The sequence below is a fragment of the Superficieibacter sp. BNK-5 genome, from assembly GCF_047456055.1.
GTDB lineage: Bacteria > Pseudomonadota > Gammaproteobacteria > Enterobacterales > Enterobacteriaceae > Superficieibacter.
In genome coordinates, this window is the sequence record NZ_CP179893.1 from 4,532,828 (window position 1) to 4,551,036 (window position 18,209).

At 53.2% G+C, this 18,209-nt stretch carries 11 protein-coding genes; 7 read left to right on the top strand and 4 right to left on the bottom strand.

Annotated features, from left to right (window positions below):
• The first annotated feature begins 402 nt into the window (after positions 1-402).
• Both rcsD and rcsB read left to right on the top strand, forming a co-directional pair.
• Complete coding sequence (rcsD, locus tag ACMGGS_RS21730; RefSeq protein ID WP_414164339.1) at positions 403-3,072, top strand: phosphotransferase RcsD; 2,670 nt, start codon at positions 403-405, stop codon at positions 3,070-3,072.
• A 16-nt stretch (positions 3,073-3,088) separates the two neighbouring features.
• Positions 3,089-3,739 (top strand): response regulator transcription factor RcsB, encoded by a 651-nt coding sequence (gene rcsB / locus ACMGGS_RS21735; protein ID WP_103674331.1) that lies wholly within the window; start codon positions 3,089-3,091, stop codon positions 3,737-3,739.
• Between the two features lie 41 nt (positions 3,740-3,780).
• Here the strand turns inward: rcsB and rcsC are convergent, their stop codons facing one another.
• Positions 3,781-6,627, bottom strand: a complete 2,847-nt coding sequence (gene rcsC, locus ACMGGS_RS21740; RefSeq protein WP_414164340.1) for a two-component system sensor histidine kinase RcsC — start codon at positions 6,625-6,627, stop codon at positions 3,781-3,783.
• 133 nt (positions 6,628-6,760) lie between these two features.
• Entirely contained in the window at positions 6,761-9,397 is a 2,637-nt protein-coding gene (gene gyrA / locus ACMGGS_RS21745; RefSeq protein WP_414164341.1) for a DNA topoisomerase (ATP-hydrolyzing) subunit A, read from the bottom strand.
• Between the two features lie 159 nt (positions 9,398-9,556).
• On the opposite strand from gyrA, the gene ubiG reads away from it, so the two are divergent.
• From ubiG to yfaE, 4 genes are all read left to right on the top strand, one after another.
• Positions 9,557-10,285, top strand: coding sequence for a bifunctional 2-polyprenyl-6-hydroxyphenol methylase/3-demethylubiquinol 3-O-methyltransferase UbiG (gene ubiG / locus ACMGGS_RS21750; RefSeq protein ID WP_194206335.1), 729 nt, complete (start codon positions 9,557-9,559; stop codon positions 10,283-10,285).
• A 342-nt stretch (positions 10,286-10,627) separates the two neighbouring features.
• Positions 10,628-12,913 (top strand): class 1a ribonucleoside-diphosphate reductase subunit alpha, encoded by a 2,286-nt coding sequence (nrdA, locus tag ACMGGS_RS21755; protein WP_414164342.1) that lies wholly within the window; start codon positions 10,628-10,630, stop codon positions 12,911-12,913.
• Positions 12,914-13,013: 100 nt separating this feature from the next.
• Positions 13,014-14,144 carry a class Ia ribonucleoside-diphosphate reductase subunit beta gene (gene nrdB, locus ACMGGS_RS21760; RefSeq protein WP_414164343.1) on the top strand — a complete coding sequence of 377 codons (1,131 nt, stop codon included), beginning with the start codon at positions 13,014-13,016 and terminating at the stop codon, positions 14,142-14,144.
• Positions 14,144-14,398, top strand: coding sequence for a class I ribonucleotide reductase maintenance protein YfaE (gene yfaE / locus ACMGGS_RS21765; protein ID WP_414164344.1), 255 nt, complete (start codon positions 14,144-14,146; stop codon positions 14,396-14,398). Before nrdB ends, yfaE begins: the two co-directional genes overlap by 1 nt.
• 4 nt (positions 14,399-14,402) lie before the next feature.
• Here the strand turns inward: yfaE and ACMGGS_RS21770 are convergent, their stop codons facing one another.
• Complete coding sequence (locus tag ACMGGS_RS21770; protein ID WP_414164345.1) at positions 14,403-15,593, bottom strand: MFS transporter; 1,191 nt, start codon at positions 15,591-15,593, stop codon at positions 14,403-14,405.
• Positions 15,594-15,777: 184 nt separating this feature from the next.
• On the opposite strand from ACMGGS_RS21770, the gene ACMGGS_RS21775 reads away from it, so the two are divergent.
• Positions 15,778-16,650, top strand: coding sequence for a LysR family transcriptional regulator (locus tag ACMGGS_RS21775; RefSeq protein WP_414164346.1), 873 nt, complete (start codon positions 15,778-15,780; stop codon positions 16,648-16,650).
• Positions 16,651-16,679: 29 nt separating this feature from the next.
• On the opposite strand, the gene glpT is transcribed toward ACMGGS_RS21775, so the two are convergent.
• A complete protein-coding gene (glpT, locus tag ACMGGS_RS21780) occupies positions 16,680-18,029 on the bottom strand; it encodes a glycerol-3-phosphate transporter (protein ID WP_414164347.1) in 1,350 nt (449 codons plus the stop codon).
• Positions 18,030-18,209: the final 180 nt, after the last annotated feature.

Genomic DNA, 18,209 nt, shown 5'->3' on the forward strand with positions numbered 1-18,209 from the left:
TACTACCGCCAGGAAATTATAACGACTATTAATTAATCATTTTAATAACTTAAGGTGATAATTCCCGCTTCGTTTGAAGCATTATATTTTTTGATATTTTGTGCGATTATCGACATCTTGATCGCCTTTCCTGCCCCTGAGGAAGACGTCAGTTCTGGATCTCGTCTTACCCTAAGGCCGTGTTGCTATGGTAAAAATCAGGTAACTGACTCGTTAAGAGTCTGGAATTTCATCCATTACCCTTTATACTGCCAGCAGTACAAAATCATGCAGCATAATGGCTTACATCAGTTTACTGATGTCGGTGCAGTGCAAAAGCATGGTCAACACAGTATCTCAGTTGCGCTAACGGCTCTGAGCTTTTCCTTATTTCAGTGCGGTCACAACGGGTACACATGCAAAATGAGTCAGTCTGATACAATGAGTCCTTCTAAGTTCTCCCTGATGCCGGCAAGCCTTACGCGCTACTTCCTGCTGCTTATCATTGTATTGCTGGTAACAATGGGTGTAATGATACAGAGCGCGGTCAACGCCTGGCTTAAAGACAAGAGCTATCAGGTTGTCGACATCACTCATGCCATTCATAAACGGGTGGACACCTGGCGCTATGCGACCTGGCAGCTTTACGACAATGTCGCCGCCACACCGCTGACCGCGGGAGAAGGTCTCCAGGAAACGCGCCTCAAGCAGGACGTGTACTATCTTGAAAAGCCACGCCGGAAAACAGAAGCGCTGATTTTTGGCTCACATGACAGTTCTACGCTGGAGATGACCCAGCGTATGTCGACTTATCTGGATACGCTATGGGGCGCGGAAACGGTACCCTGGTCGATGTATTATCTGAACGGCCAGGACAATAGCCTGATCCTCGTTTCTACGCTGCCGCTGAAAGATCTCTCCTCCGGTTTTAAAGAATCTAACGTCGGCGGCATCGTCGATTCCCGCCGCGCTGAGATGCTCCAGCAGGCCAACTCGCTGGACGAGCGTGAAAGCTTCTCCGCCCTGCGTCGTCTGGCCTGGCAAAACGGCTATTACTTTACGTTACGCACGACTTTTAACCAGCCCGGGCATCTGGCGACGGTGGTGGCCTTTGATTTGCCGGTTAACGATATTATTCCGCCGACCATGCCGCTGGAGAGCTTCCGTCTGGAGCAGGACAATACGCCTTCCGCCCTGCGCACGGCAGAAAAAGAAGCGGCAGACAGCGCCAGCGTTAACCTTAACGGCTCGCGTATTGAGATTGCTTCCGCTATTAACTCCACAGGGATGCGCCTGGTGTGGCAGGTTCCCTTCGCCACGCTGCTGCTGGACACGCTGCAAAATATCCTGCTGCCACTGTTGCTGAACATCGGCCTGCTGGCGCTGGCGCTGTTCGGCTATACCACCTTCCGCCATCACCCCGTACGCCAGCAGGGCGAACCGGCCACGCCGGCGGTGGCGAATAATGAGCTGCGGTTACTGCGTGCGATTAATGAGGAGATAGTGTCCCTGCTCCCGCTGGGTTTGCTGGTACACGATCTGGAGTCCAACCGCACGGTGATGAGTAACAAGATCGCTGACCATTTGCTGCCGCATCTCAATTTGCAGAATATTACCAGCATGGCGGATCAGCATCAGGGCGTGATCCAGGCGACAATCAATAATGAACTTTACGAAATTCGTCAGTTCCGCAGTCAGGCTGTGCCGCGCACGCAGATATTTATCATCCGCGATCAGGACCGGGAAGTGCTGGTCAGTAAAAAACTGAAACAGGCCCAGCGGCTGTATGAAAAAAATCAGCAGGGCCGCATCGCCTTTATGCAGCATATTGGCGAAGCGCTGAAACAGCCGGCCAGAATATTAGCTTCTGAAGCCGCGATGCTGGCGACTGACGAAAGTAAAAAACTCGCCCACCATGCTGATATTCTGGTGCGGCTGGTTGATGAAATCCAACTGGCAAATATGCTGGAAGACGGCAGTTGGCAAAGCGCCTCCCGTGAGTTTTCGATTCAGGAACTGATCAACGAAGTGGTGCCGGACGTGCTGCCGGTGGTAAAACGTAAAGGTTTGCAGCTGTTGATCAACAATAACCTGCCCGCCAGCGAACAGCGTTACGGTGACCGGGATGCCCTGCGGCGGATCCTGCTGCTGTTGATCCAGTATGCGGTTACTGCCACCCAAATTGGCAAAATCACGCTGGAAGTGAGCGCAGACGAGTCGGCGGAAGACCGCCTGACGTTCCGCATCCTCGATACCGGCAACGGCGTCTCTTCGCGTGAAATCGACAATCTGCATTTCCCGTTCCTTAACGATACGCAGGCCGATCTCTACGGTAAGGCTAATGCCCTTACCTTCTGGCTTTGCGACCAGCTGGCGCGTAAACTGGGCGGCCACCTTAATATTAAATCTCACGATGAACTGGGCACGCGCTATTTACTGCATGTGAAAATGGCGGCCAGTGCGCCGGAGACAGAATCAGACGAACGTCTGCTGGATGACGTGGTGGCGATGATCGACATTACCTCCAGTGAAATTCGCAGTATCGTCGTCAGACAGCTTGAAAACTGGGGAGCCGCATGCATTTCCCCGGATGAAAGAGGCGGGAGTCAAGAATTTGATCTCTTTTTAACGGATAATCCGTCTAATCTTACAGCCGCGGGCTTGCTTTTAAGCGATGATGAGCCTGGCGTGCGAAAAATTGGCCCTGGTCAGCTACGGGTCAATTTTAATATGAGCAACGCTATGCAGGATGCTGTACTGCAACTGATTGAAGAGCAACTGGCTCAGGAAGAGAGTGTGGAGTCTCCCGGCGCAAACAATGAAAACGCCGAGCTTCACGCCAGCGGCTATTATGCGCTGTTTGTTGACACAGTACCGGATGATGTTAAGAAGTTGTATACTGAAGCGGCAACGGATGATTACGCTGCGCTGGCGCAGACGGCTCACCGCCTGAAGGGAGTATTTGCCATGCTTAATCTGGTACCCGGCAAGCAGCTATGTGAAACTCTGGAACATGTCATTCGTGAGAAAGACTCTCCAGGCATAAAAAAATACATCAGCGACATTGACGCTTACGTCAAGAGCTTACTGTAGCAAGGTAGCCTTATAGATGAACAACATGAACGTAATTATTGCCGATGATCATCCCATCGTCCTGTTTGGTATCCGTAAATCACTGGAACAGATCGAATGGGTGAACGTTGTCGGCGAATTTGAAGACTCCACAGCGTTGATAAATAACCTGCCGAAGCTGGACGCTCATGTGCTGATCACCGATCTTTCCATGCCAGGCGACAAATATGGCGACGGGATCACTTTGATCAAGTATATCAAGCGCCATTTTCCCGGCATTTCCATCATTGTCCTGACAATGAATAACAACCCGGCGATCCTCAGCGCGGTACTGGAACTGGATATCGAAGGGATCGTCCTGAAGCAGGGTGCGCCAACCGACCTGCCAAAAGCGCTGGCGGCGCTGCAAAAAGGGAAGAAGTTTACGCCGGAAAGCGTGTCGCGCCTGCTGGAAAAAATCAGTGCCGGTGGTTATGGCGACAAGCGTTTATCGCCAAAAGAGAGTGAAGTGCTGCGTCTGTTTGCGGAAGGTTTCCTGGTCACGGAAATCGCCAAAAAACTCAACCGCAGTATTAAGACTATCAGCAGCCAGAAAAAATCAGCGATGATGAAACTGGGTGTTGAGAACGATATCGCGCTGCTTAATTATCTTTCTTCCGTCACGCTGTCCTCAGCGGATAAAGAGTAATCCCCCTTTTCACCCCGGCCAGCGGCCGGGGTGAAACTCCCCTATTCCCTGGCTTTTCTGACGCGATTGGCGTAAATGGTTAACGTCTGCTTAAGCACATCCAGCGTTACCGGCTTCGATAAACAGCTATCCATTCCTGATTCCAGACAACGCTGCCGTTCTTCCGCCAGCGCGTTGGCCGTCACGCCCACCACCGGCAGGGTCAGCCCGAGCTGACGAATACGCTGCGTCAGGCGATAACCATCCATATTCGGCATGTTCACGTCGCTCAGAATGATATCGATGTGGTTTTTGCTTAATACATTGAGCGCATCCACGCCGTCATTCGCCGTTTTACACTGATAGCCCAGCGATCCTAACTGATCGGCGAGCAGACGTCGGTTAATCGGATGATCGTCAACCACCAGGATCATCATATCGTCATTGGCGGCAATGGCGCCTTCACCCGCAGGCAGCGATGTACCGCTGTCGGTACTTTCAACATCAAGGCTGTAAATTCTCGCCATCAACGCCATCAGCTCATGCGGGGAGGCCACGCTGTGAACCCACTCTCCCGGCGTTCGCTCCTGTGGAATGCCGATGTGGCGGCGGCAGAAGGTAATCGTCGCCCGGCCACTCCACCCCTCCGGCGGGGTGCCATCGGTAATGAGTGTATCTTCATGGTCGGGATATTGTCCCTCATACCGTTCGACGCGCACACCGTGGCGTTGCAGCAGGTTTTCGAGGAACAGATACAACGATGCATTATTCACCGCCAGCCAGCAGCGCTTATTACTCAGGCCCTGCAACGAGAGTTGCGGCATATCTTCTACGCCGTACAGCGGAATGCGGATCGTGAACTGGCTGCCCATGCCCGGCTCAGTATCGACAGAAATATCGCCATCCATCATGCCGATCAGCTTCTCGCAGATCGCCAGCCCCAGCCCGGTTCCCTGGAAGTTACGCTGAACGCCCGTCCCGACCTGGAAGAACGGATCAAACAGGCGCACCACCTCTTTCGCCGGGATACCCACCCCGGTATCGCGCACGCGAATCGAGAGGTATTCTGCGCTGCGCTGAATATGCAGGATAATGCAGCCGGTATCGGTGAATTTGATGGCGTTGCTCAGCAGGTTAGAGATCACCTGTTGCAGACGCATCGGATCGCCTTTCATCTGCAACGGCACGTCAGGCTCCACAAAGCAGTACAGGCCGAGCTGTTTTCTGACCACCAGCGGCAGATAGTTGGCCGTAATGTGGCTCATCACCTCACGCGGAGAGAACTCCCGCGGCTCAATTTTCAACTGCTCAGACTCAATTTTCGAGAAGTCGAGAATGTCGCTAATAATTTTCAGCAGCAGCCCCGACGAGTTGTTCATCGCCGTGACCAGCCGGTCGACACTTTTCGGTAACGCTTTGGTTTGCAGCAAATCGAGGTTACCGATAATGCCATACAGCGGGGTGCGCAGTTCATGGCTGACGGTGGCCAGGAACATGGATTTCGACTGGCTGGCCTGCTCGGCGGCATGCGCCATTTCCTGAAGCGATTCTTCCATTTTGACGCGCGAAGAGACATCCACCAGTACGCAAATCGCCACGTTTTCGTTACGGTAGCGCGAGTGAACGAAGCTGATTTGCAGGTTGGTATTATTACTGGTCAGCACGTCAACAAAGTTAACCTGCTGGCCGCAGATAATCTGCGTCAGCCGCTGGCGGTCCTCGTGGGTAAGCATGTTGAGGTAGTCGTGCGCCAGTTCGTTACTCAGGATGTTCGTGCCGTCAAGGGTGCGTAAAATACAGATCCCCACCGGCGCAGAGGCGACAATTTTGCGGTTGAACTGCTCATGCTCCTCCAGCCGCTGCGCGTCGGTTTCCGCCGGAATAAACAGCTTGCGCTCATACACCCGGGCCAGCCAAATCAGCCCGATACCGACCAGAATATTCAGCAGTGCTGCATTCATCATCAGCATCCGGATCCGTTCCAGAACCACGTCTATCGGCACCGAATAAACGATACTCAGGGAAGAGGGCAGCAGGTTTTTCTTCAATACCAGCTCACGGTAGCCGGAGGTATAGCCAAACCACATCCGATCCTGCATCCAGCGGGAATCGATTTGCAGGGTGTTTTCCGGCCCGGTCAGCGCAATTAGCGAATGTCCGTTTTCATCCAGAATCGTCACGCCCATGGGCAGGTTGCCGGGAGTGAAAAAGTTTTCCATGCGGATGGTCTGCTCAACGCCCATCAACGCCTGCAAACGGTTTGCCAGATAGACGGGCGTTAAGGCATAAAAATAGCCGACGCCGGGGCGCGGGCCACGGCTGATCCAGAACAGGTTATCGCCCCGCTCTTCCTGCGGCGCGCTGCGGTATTTCATGATCCGCTCATGTAACGCGCTTAACGCTTCATCGCGTTCTACCGGAATATCGCGCAGGCCAAAGTTCGCCATACACAGATTTTCGCCGCCGATCAGAAAAACGCGGTTCAGATCGTAGGCCGCTGAGAAGTTATCCCGCCAGTAGCGCATAAACCACGCCATCGATTCCAGCGACCCGCGCCAGGTGTTCCCCATAGCGGAACAATCAGAATCAGGAAATAGCGGCGCAAACTCAGGAACATTCATATCACTAAGGCGGTTGCGCCCCGCCATCACGCCATTTTCAGCCGTAAGACGATTCTCAGCGATATATTTAAGCTCTTTCATCACGTCCGACGTGCGCTGTATATAACGCTGCGCCTGATCGGCGTTTAAGGTGAATTCCTGATGAATTTCAGCTTCCCGGTCATGAAGCGCATTGACGATGTAAAAGACAGAGGCCAGCGCGGTAAGCAGCCATAGCAGCAGCGCCAGTGCGCGAAACATATAACGCGAGATTTTGAGCGTATTACGAAAGGAGGCAAGGTATTTCAAAGGAAGCAGCCATCAGAACCATCGGGATGGAAATAAAGTAGCGGTAAAACACGCTACCCGCAACGGTAATAAAAAGGGCCGGATGATCCAGCCCTTTTTTTACGCGTTCTGTATTAACGATAAGTAGTAATCGTTATTCGTCGGCGTCGTCAGCAACGTCGTCATCGGTATCGGTTTCCGGGGCGATGTCTTCATCCCCTTCCGCTACGCTACCGTCGATTGAATCCAGTTCTTCATCATCAACCGGTTCAGCGACACGCTGCAAGCCCACCACGTTTTCATCTTCCGCCGTGCGGATGAGGATCACGCCCTGAGTGTTACGCCCGACTACGCTGATTTCCGATACGCGGGTACGCACCAGCGTTCCGGCATCGGTGATCATCATGATCTGGTCAGTGTCAGTGACCTGCACTGCGCCCACTACGGAGCCGTTACGCTCGGTGACTTTGATGGAGATAACGCCCTGGGTGCCGCGAGACTTGGTCGGGTACTCGCTTTCCGCGGTACGCTTACCGTAGCCGTTTTGCGTGACGGTCAGAATGGCCCCTTCACCGCGCGGTACGATCAGCGAAACGACCTTATCCTCTCCGGCCAGCCTGATGCCACGCACGCCGGTCGCGGTACGACCCATGGCGCGCACCGCGCTGTCTTTAAAGCGCACCACTTTACCGGCGGCTGAGAACAGCATGACTTCGTCCTGCCCGGAGGTCAGGTCAACGCCAATCAGCTCGTCGCCGTCGTTGAGGTTCACCGCGATAATACCGGCAGAGCGCGGACGGCTGAACTCGGTCAGCGCCGTTTTCTTCACCGTACCGCTGGCGGTTGCCATAAAGACGTTCACGCCCTCTTCGTACTCGCGTACCGGCAGAATAGCGGTAATACGTTCGTTCGCTTCCAGCGGCAGCAGGTTGACGATAGGACGCCCACGCGCACCACGGCTCGCTTCCGGCAACTGATAAACCTTCATCCAGTACAGACGGCCACGGCTGGAGAAGCAGAGGATGGTGTCATGGGTGTTGGCCACCAGCAGGCGGTCGATAAAGTCTTCTTCTTTAATACGCGCAGCTGACTTGCCTTTACCGCCACGACGCTGGGCTTCGTAATCGGTCAGCGGTTGATATTTCACGTAACCCTGGTGAGAAAGGGTAACGACCACATCTTCCTGGCTGATCAGATCTTCGATATTGATATCAGCGCTGTTGGCGGTGATTTCAGTGCGGCGCGCATCACCAAACTGCTCGCGTACCAGTTCAAGCTCTTCGCGGATCACTTCCATCAGACGCTCAGCGCTGCCCAGAATGTGCAGCAGTTCAGCGATCTGTTCCAGCAGCTCTTTGTACTCGTCGAGCAGTTTTTCATGCTCAAGGCCGGTCAGTTTCTGCAAACGCAGATCCAGAATCGCCTGTGCCTGCTGTTCGGTCAGATAATACTGGCCGTCACGCACGCCGAATTCTGGCTCCAGCCATTCCGGACGTGCGGCGTCATCACCGGCGCGTTCCAGCATCGCGGAAACGTTACCCAGATCCCATGAGCGCGCGATTAAGCCCGCTTTCGCTTCAGCCGGCGTCGGCGCACGGCGAATCAGTTCGATAATCGGATCGATGTTCGCCAGCGCAATCGCCAGCGCTTCAAGGATATGCGCACGATCGCGCGCTTTGCGCAGTTCGAAAATGGTACGGCGAGTCACCACTTCACGGCGGTGGCGCACGAAGGCAGCGATAATGTCTTTCAGGTTCATGATCTTCGGCTGACCATGGTGCAATGCCACCATGTTGATACCGAAGGAAACCTGGAGCTGAGTCTGTGAGTAAAGGTTGTTGAGAACCACTTCACCCACCGCGTCGCGTTTTACTTCAATCACGATGCGCATACCGTCTTTATCAGACTCGTCACGCAGCGCGCTGATGCCTTCCACGCGTTTGTCTTTCACCAGCTCGGCGATTTTCTCGATCAGGCGCGCTTTGTTTACCTGATACGGGATTTCGTGAACGATGATGGTTTCACGTCCGGTTTTCGCGTCAGCTTCCACTTCCGCGCGGGCGCGAATGTATACTTTGCCGCGACCGGTACGATAGGCTTCTTCGATGCCACGGCGACCGTTGATGATCGCGGCGGTCGGGAAGTCCGGGCCGGGGATATGTTCCATCAGCCCTTCAATGCTGATGTCTTCATTATCAACATACGCCAGACAGCCGTTGATCACTTCCGTCAGGTTATGTGGCGGAATGTTGGTCGCCATCCCGACCGCGATGCCTGAGGAACCGTTGACTAACAGGTTCGGGATCTTGGTAGGCATGACATCTGGAATGCGTTCGGTGCCGTCGTAGTTATCGACGAAATCCACCGTCTCTTTTTCCAGGTCGGCCATCAGTTCGTGGGCGATTTTCGACATACGGATTTCCGTATAACGCATCGCTGCGGCGGAGTCGCCGTCGACAGAACCGAAGTTACCCTGGCCATCCACCAGCATGTAACGCAAGGAGAATGGCTGCGCCATACGAACGATGGTGTCATACACGGCGGTATCACCGTGGGGGTGATATTTACCGATAACGTCACCCACCACACGGGCAGATTTTTTATAGGCTTTGTTCCAGTCATTGCCCAATACGTTCATGGCGTATAGTACGCGACGGTGAACCGGCTTCAGGCCATCGCGGACGTCCGGCAGCGCACGGCCAACAATGACCGACATCGCATAATCCAGATACGAGCTTTTAAGCTCTTCCTCGATGTTAACCGGTGTTATTTCTCTCGCAAGGTCGCTCATCTAACCGCTATCCCTCTACTGTATCCCGGATTCAAAGGTCGCAAATTATAACACAATCGTCATGAGACAGGTAAAGTGAATGCCGCTCCGGGAAGGCTTTATTCATCTCACGGTGCTGATATACTCAGACGAATTGCCAAATAAGGAGTAAAAGCGCCAATGAATGCCGAAAAAGCCGCGGTGGCCCCGAATGTTGACCAGCAAGAGATCGCTAAATTTGAAGCGGTTGCGTCGCGCTGGTGGGATCTGGAAGGTGAATTCAAGCCCCTGCACCGCATTAACCCGCTGCGTCTGGGTTATATCGCTGAGCGCTCAGGCGGCCTGTTTGGTAAATCGGTGCTGGATGTCGGCTGCGGCGGCGGCATTCTTGCCGAGAGCATGGCGCGCGAAGGCGCGACGGTCACCGGGCTGGACATGGGCGCTGAACCATTACAGGTCGCCCGTCTGCACGCCCTGGAAAGCGGCGTCACCGTGGAGTATGTGCAGGAAACGGTCGAAGAACATGCGGCTAAACATGCGCAGCAATATGATGTCGTCACCTGTATGGAAATGCTCGAGCACGTACCGGACCCGCAGTCCGTCGTTAACGCCTGTGCGCAACTGGTCAAACCCGGCGGTCACGTTTTCTTCTCGACGATTAATCGCAACGGTAAAGCCTGGCTGATGGCGGTGGTCGGCGCAGAATATGTCCTGCGTATGGTGCCGAAGGGCACGCACGATGCGAAGAAATTTATTCGCCCTTCGGAACTGCTGGGCTGGGTGGACCAGACGTCGCTTAAAGAAATCCATATGACCGGTCTGCATTACAATCCGCTGAGCAATACGTTTAAGCTCGCGCCTGGGGTTGATGTAAACTATATGTTGCACACAACCGCCAAAAACGACTGACCTTAGCAAAATTATTGCTGAAGATTGCGCGGTATCAAACGGCGCAATCTTTCAGGTCGTCGAAGAAATCAGCGCTCGATCAAAAATTCTATTTTTTTTCCAGAATATTGACATGCCCTGCAGCCCTTATGTGACGTGGATTTTGCCTTTCTTACGCTTTCGCAACCTCAATTTAACCTCAAAATCAACTCTTGTACTGAAAAGAATCCTTACTAGAATACTCACCATATAGCGTTCATTTTATTCATCACCCCCTACATATAGTATTTATCCACAGAGTTAGTCACAGCGACGTTTTGTGGATAAGCGGGGGATATTTTTTCACGGACAGGTAAAAACCACATGAATCAGAGTCTGCTGGTGACAAAGCGCGACGGCCGTACCGAGCGTATCAATCTCGACAAAATCCATCGTGTGCTGGATTGGGCAGCAGATGGGCTGAGTAACGTCTCTATTTCGCAGGTAGAACTGCGATCGCATATTCAGTTTTATGACGGTATCAAAACGTCCGATATCCATGAGACGATTATCAAAGCTGCGGCGGATTTGATCTCCCGCGAAGCGCCGGATTATCAGTATCTGGCTGCCCGTCTCGCGATTTTCCATCTGCGTAAAAAAGCCTACGGTCAGTTTGAACCGCCAGCCCTGTATGACCATGTGCGCAACATGGTTGAACTGGGTAAATACGATACCCATTTGCTCGAAGATTATAGCCAGGAAGAGTTTGCGCAGATGGACGCGTTCATTCAGCATGACCGCGATATGACCTTCTCCTACGCCGCCGTTAAGCAGCTGGAAGGCAAATATCTGGTGCAGAACCGCGTCAGCGGTGAAATCTACGAGAGCGCCCAGTTCCTGTATATTCTGGTTGCCGCGTGCCTGTTCTCGAACTATCCGCGCGAAACCCGCCTTGACTACGTAAAACGTTTTTATGATGCGGTGTCTACCTTCAAGATCTCTCTTCCGACGCCGATCATGTCCGGCGTGCGTACCCCGACCCGCCAGTTCAGCTCCTGCGTGCTGATCGAGTGCGGCGACAGCCTTGACTCCATTAACGCCACCTCCAGCGCGATCGTAAAATACGTTTCCCAGCGTGCCGGTATCGGTATTAACGCCGGACGCATCCGTGCGCTGGGTAGCCCGATTCGTGGCGGTGAAGCGTTCCACACCGGCTGTATTCCGTTCTACAAGCACTTCCAGACCGCAGTGAAATCCTGTTCACAGGGTGGCGTGCGCGGCGGTGCGGCGACGCTGTTCTATCCGATGTGGCATCTGGAAGTCGAAAGCCTGCTGGTGCTGAAAAACAACCGTGGCGTGGAAGGCAACCGCGTGCGCCACATGGACTACGGCGTGCAGATCAACAAACTGATGTACACCCGTCTGCTGAAAGGCGGCGACATCACGCTGTTCAGCCCGTCTGATGTCCCCGGCCTGTACGACGCTTTCTTTGCCGATCAGGATGAATTTGAGCGCCTGTACACGAAATACGAACAAGATGACAGCATCCGTAAGCAGCGGATCAAAGCGGTTGAGCTGTTCTCGCTGATGATGCAGGAACGTGCCTCTACCGGTCGTATCTACATTCAGAACGTCGACCACTGCAACACCCACAGCCCGTTTGACCCGCAGGTTGCGCCGGTTCGTCAGTCGAACCTGTGCCTGGAAATTGCTCTGCCGACCAAACCGCTGCTTGATGTTAACGATGAAAACGGTGAAATCGCGCTGTGTACGCTGTCCGCGTTTAACCTGGGCGTAATTAAAAATCTGGATGAACTGGAAGATCTGGCAGTGCTGGCCGTTCGCGCGCTGGATGCCCTGCTCGATTATCAGGATTACCCGATCCCGGCCGCCAAACGTGGCGCAATGGGTCGTCGTACCCTGGGTATTGGTGTGATTAACTTTGCCTACTGGCTGGCGAAAAACGGCAAGCGTTATTCTGACGGCAGCGCCAACAATCTTACCCACCAGACGTTTGAAGCGATTCAATATTATCTGTTGAAGGCCTCGAACGAGCTGGCGAAAGAGCAAGGTGCCTGCCCGTGGTTCAACGAAACCACCTATGCGCAGGGTATCCTGCCGATCGATACCTATAAGAAAGATCTCGACGGCATTACCAATGAGCCGCTGCATTATGACTGGGAAACGCTGCGCGAATCCGTCAAAACGCACGGTCTGCGTAACTCCACCCTGTCCGCGCTGATGCCGTCTGAAACCTCGTCGCAGATTTCAAACGCCACCAACGGCATCGAGCCGCCGCGCGGTCACGTAAGCATCAAAGCGTCGAAAGACGGCATTCTGCGCCAGGTGGTGCCGGATTATGAACTGCTGAAAGACAATTACGAACTGCTGTGGGAAATGCCGAATAACGACGGTTATCTGCAACTGGTGGGGATTATGCAGAAGTTTATCGACCAGTCGATCTCTGCAAACACCAACTACGATCCGACACGTTTCCCGTCAGGTAAAGTGCCGATGCAGCAATTGCTGAAAGACCTGCTCACCGCCTACAAATTTGGCGTGAAAACCCTGTACTATCAGAACACCCGCGACGGCGCGGAAGATGCTCAGGATGACCTGGCACCGTCTATTCAGGACGATGGCTGCGAAAGCGGCGCGTGTAAGATTTGATCAATAATGCCGGGTGGCGCTACGCTTACCCGGCCTACGATTGCACGGTTTGCAGGCCGGATCCGCTATCCGGCACGCATCCCACAAAGGACTCACTTTCATGGCATATACCACCTTTTCACAGACGAAAAATGATCAGCTGCTGGAACCGATGTTTTTCGGCCAGCCGGTGAACGTGGCGCGCTACGATCAGCAAAAATATGACATCTTCGAAAAGCTGATTGAAAAGCAACTCTCCTTCTTCTGGCGTCCCGAAGAAGTCGACGTCTCCCGCGACCGCATCGACTACCAGGCGCTACCGGAGCACGAAAAGCATATTTTTATCAGCAACCTGAAATACCAGACCCTGCTGGACTCTATTCAGGGACGCAGCCCGAACGTGGCGCTGTTGCCGCTGATTTCGATCCCGGAACTGGAAACCTGGGTAGAGACCTGGGCCTTCTCCGAAACGATCCACTCACGCTCCTATACGCATATCATCCGTAATATCGTTAACGATCCGGCGATTGTGTTTGACGATATTGTTACCAACGAGCAGATCCAGAAGCGTGCGGACGGTATTTCCAGCTATTACGATGAGTTGATCGAGATGACCAGCTACTGGCATCTGCTGGGGGAAGGCACTCACCAGGTGAATGGTAAAACCGTTACGGTTAATCTGCATGAACTGAAGAAAAAACTCTATTTGTGCCTGATGAGCGTGAACGCGCTGGAAGCCATCCGTTTCTACGTCAGCTTCGCCTGTTCTTTCGCCTTCGCCGAGCGTGAACTGATGGAAGGCAACGCCAAAATCATCCGTTTAATCGCCCGCGACGAAGCGCTGCACCTGACCGGTACTCAGCATATGCTGAACCTGCTGCGCTCCGGTAGCGACGATCCGGAAATGGCGGTGATTGCTGAAGAGTGCAAACAGGAATGCTATGACCTGTTCGTACAGGCGGCGTTGCAGGAGAAAGATTGGGCAGGCTATCTGTTCCGTGACGGCTCCATGATTGGCCTGAATAAAGACATTCTGTGCCAGTACATTGAGTACATCACCAATATCCGCATGCAGGCCGTGGGTCTGGATTTGCCGTTCCAGACCCGCTCGAACCCAATCCCGTGGATCAATACCTGGCTGGTGTCCGATAACGTACAGGTTGCACCGCAGGAAGTGGAAGTCAGCTCTTACCTGGTCGGTCAGATTGACTCTGAAGTCAATACCGACGACCTGAGCGATTTCCAGCTCTGATGAGTCGGGTGACGCTCTGCCTCACTGGCACACATTTGCTGTGCCAGGATGAACACCCGTCGCTGCTGGCCGCGCTGGAATTTCATCAGGTGACGGTGGAATATCAGTGTCGTGAAGGGTATTGCGGCTCCTGTCGCACCCGGCTGGTGGCAGGTCAGGTAGAATGGCTGACGCAACCGCTGGCGTTCATTCAGCCCGGTGAAATTTTGCCCTGCTGTTGCAGGGCAAAAGGGGATATTGAAATCGAGATCTGAGTGACTAATGCAGTTCTTTGGTGGAAACCAGTTTGACGTTGCCGCGCATTTTCATCTGCACGATATACAGCGCGCCAGCAAGCACTACCACCACCGCCCCTACCAGATAAATCGCTCTGTACCCTATTCCCTCGACCATTAAGCCCATGATGAAGGCACCAATCGCCAGACCAGCATCCATCGCGTTAAAAAACAGCGAGTTGGCAACACCGATTTTATGCGGTTCGACCGAGCTAATAATTTGCGTCTGGAATACCGGCGTCACCGAACCATAGCCAATACCAATCAGCGCACCGGCCAGGATCATGGTCACGCTACCGTGGGTATAGCCCAGCACCACCAGCCCGACAGTAAAGGCCAGCAGGCAGGGATACACCACATACTTCGGCCCTTTTTTGTCGCAGACATTGCCCGTGAAAGTACGGCATATCATCAGGAACACGGCGTAACAGAGCAGGAAGTTACTGGCCGCCGCCATTAAATCCAGCTCGCGGGCGTAAAGCGATAGAAAAGCAGATACTCCCGCATAGGCAAAGGTCATAAAGAAAGTGACCAGCGCGAACGGTAACGCGGCGCGGTCGAACATCGCGGCGAAGCCCAGCTTCGGTGCCGAGCCATCCGCATGGCGGATTACCGGCGGAACGGCAACGATAAAGGAGAGCAGGATCCCCAGCACCGCCACAGCGGTACAGAGCCAGAAGGCGGGAATATACAGCGCGTGCCGCGCCATATTAAGCCCCACCCACGGCCCTACCACCATGGCCAGGCCCATGGCTAAAGAGAAAAAACTGATGCCCTCTCCACGTCGGGAGGCCGGTATCAACCGCGCGGAAATCGTTCCTTTCACTGTCGTAATCACCCCAAAGGCGACACCATGAAGCACGCGAATTAACAGCAAGACTTCAATCGAATGACAGAAAGGATATAGCGCAGTGATGACCAAAAAAGCCAGAGAAGAAAGCACCAGAACCGTTTTATTCGAATATTTACCCACCCACTGCCCGGCAAAAGGCCGGATAATAATTGCCGCGCCGAGGAAGAACGTCACCAGAAGTCCGGCTTTATCGGCGGTGGCGTGCAAATTATCGGCGATATAAATAGGCAGTAAGGTCAGGAGCACATAAAACACAAAAAATATAATAAAGCTGATAATGGTTATGGCCCAAAAATCCTTTGTCCAGAGCTTTTCTTTCATAGAAAATAAACCTGTTCAGACGGCGCGCAGGTCTGCAATGTCCTGAAAATAGTTCACTGGAATACATTCACCAGACTTATAAATACTGTGCGTCATTTTGTGAGTTAATCGACAGAAAAAGTATAAGTTTACGCGCAGGATTAGTAAAATTAATCGTTTTAATGATATTAATTAGAAAACACTTATGACCATTATTCAAATGAATGCTCTTCTGGCGGTGCTGGAATACGGCGGCTTTACGGAAGCGGGCAAACGCCTGTATATGAGCCAGTCCGCCGTGAGTCAGGCAATTTTTGCCATTGAGGAAGAACTTGGTATCAAGATCCTGATCCGCGAGCGGCGCAAAGCGCTACACCTCACGGCGGCCGGCGAACGGATTGTGGCGCGGGTACGCGCTATCATGCATGAGGTGAACGCCATCCGCGAAATCGCCGAGCAGGAGAAACATACTCCCGCCCGGCAAATCCGCATTGGCTGCTTTCCCAGCGTCTGCGCCTGTATTTTGCCGCGTATCGTGCGCTATTTTGAAACCCACCATCCGCATATTAAAATTATTCCCTATGAAGCCAACAGCGCGGAAATAATAGATTCGCTGCAAAAAGAAGATATCGATGCTGGCTTTGTCCATTTTCCAATAAATGGCATGTATTCTGTCCCGGTCTATACCGATAAATTTTGCGTGGTAGTGCCTGAACAGCATCCTTTTGCGCAGCGTAACAGCGTCTCTCTTGAGGCGTTATTTAACGAACCGCTGATTATTAGCAAAGGGCGCTATGAATTAAGTATTATGAGTTTGTTTAAAGAGCATAACATCACGCCCAGGATTAAATATGAATTTAATCATCCGGCAACAGCCATCAGTTTTATTCGTCAGGGTCTGGGAATCGCCCTGTTACCTGAGCTGACGCTGGAAAGCGTGGAGCATAATCTCTGCTCTGTACCGCTGGAGCCGACCTTTTACCGCACTATTTCGCTGGTCAGTAAAGAAGAACCCATCAGCGGTAGCCCGCTCGCGTTGCTCAATGCCTGCCTGCAACATTCCATTAATGTGAAGTAGTCGGGCGGCATTGCGCCGCCCGACCAGGCTTAACGTCGCTTCTGCGCAAGCGCGGCATGATGACGCTTCTCGCCGATCATCACCACAATCAGCAGGAGCACGGCCAGCACGCTGCCGCCAATCATCACAATAAATCCGCCGTCCCAGCCAAAGAAATCGACGGTATAACCGACAATCGCACTGGCTGCTACCGATCCGCCGAGATAACCAAACAGCCCGGTAAAGCCCGCCGCCGTACCCGCTGCTTTTTTCGGTGCCAGCTCCAGGGCGTGCAGGCCAATCAACATCACCGGCCCGTAAATCAAAAAGCCGATGGTAATCATGCAGATCATATCGACCGTCGTGTTGCCCGGCGGGTTAAGCCAGTAGACCACGGTGGCAATGGTCACCAGCGTCATAAAGAAGACGCCGGTCGCACCACGATTGCCGCGGAAGACTTTGTCCGACATCCAGCCGCACAGCAGCGTACCGGGGATCCCGGCATACTCATATAAGAAGTATGCCCAGGAGGATTTATCCAGCGCAAAATGCTTCACTTCTTTCAGATAGGTCGGTGACCAGTCGAGAATGCCGTAGCGCAACAGGTAAACAAATACGTTAGCAATCGCGATATACCACAACAGTTTGTTGGGCAGCACGTACTGCATAAAGATTTGCTTCGCGGTCAGCTCCTCTTCCGCTTTTTCGTTGTAGTCGTCCGGATAGTCGTTTTTGTATTCCTCAATAGGCGGCAAGCCGCATGACTGCGGGGTATCGCGCATCAGGGAAAAGGCAATCACTGCCACCACAATCGCGGCAAACGCCGGCATATAGAGCGCCGCTTTCCAGTCGTTAAACCACGCCATCCCCATCAGAAATAGCAGCGGAGGGATACCGCCACCGACGTTATGCGCGCAGTTCCAGACCGAGACGATCCCGCCACGCTCTTTTTGCGACCACCAGTGAACCATCGTGCGTCCGCACGGCGGCCAGCCCATGCCCTGAAACCAGCCGCAGATAAACAGCAGCACAAACATGATGGCGATGCTGGAGGTGGCCCAGGGCACAAAGCCCATAAACAGCATCACCGCCGCCAGAATCAGGCCCGCCGGGAGGAAAACCCGCGGGTTCGACCGGTCAGAAACCGAACCCATAATAAATTTGGAGAAGCCGTAAGCGATGGAAATCCCCGACAGCGCAAAACCCAGGTCGCCGCGTGAAAATCCCTGCTCGACCAGATATGGCATAGCGAGGGCAAAGTTTTTCCGCACCAGATAATAGGCGGCATAACCGAAGAAGATCCCCAGGAAAATTTGCCAGCGCAGTCGACGATACGCCGGGTCAATTTCCGCCTCCGGCAGGCGCGCCCGATGAGGAGCAGGTTTAAAAATACTCAGCATAATAGCCTCCGTGGCCATGTCATATTCAGAGGTAAAAAGCAGAAGGTCTGCTTCAGGTGTGTTCAGCAAGTTAAAAAATGGGAAACCACACGCTGAAGTAAAGCACAGATTGTTACATTTTTATAACAAATGTTCAGAAAGGCGCATGGCGTCACATTTCATCTTCGTAAAATGCGCGAA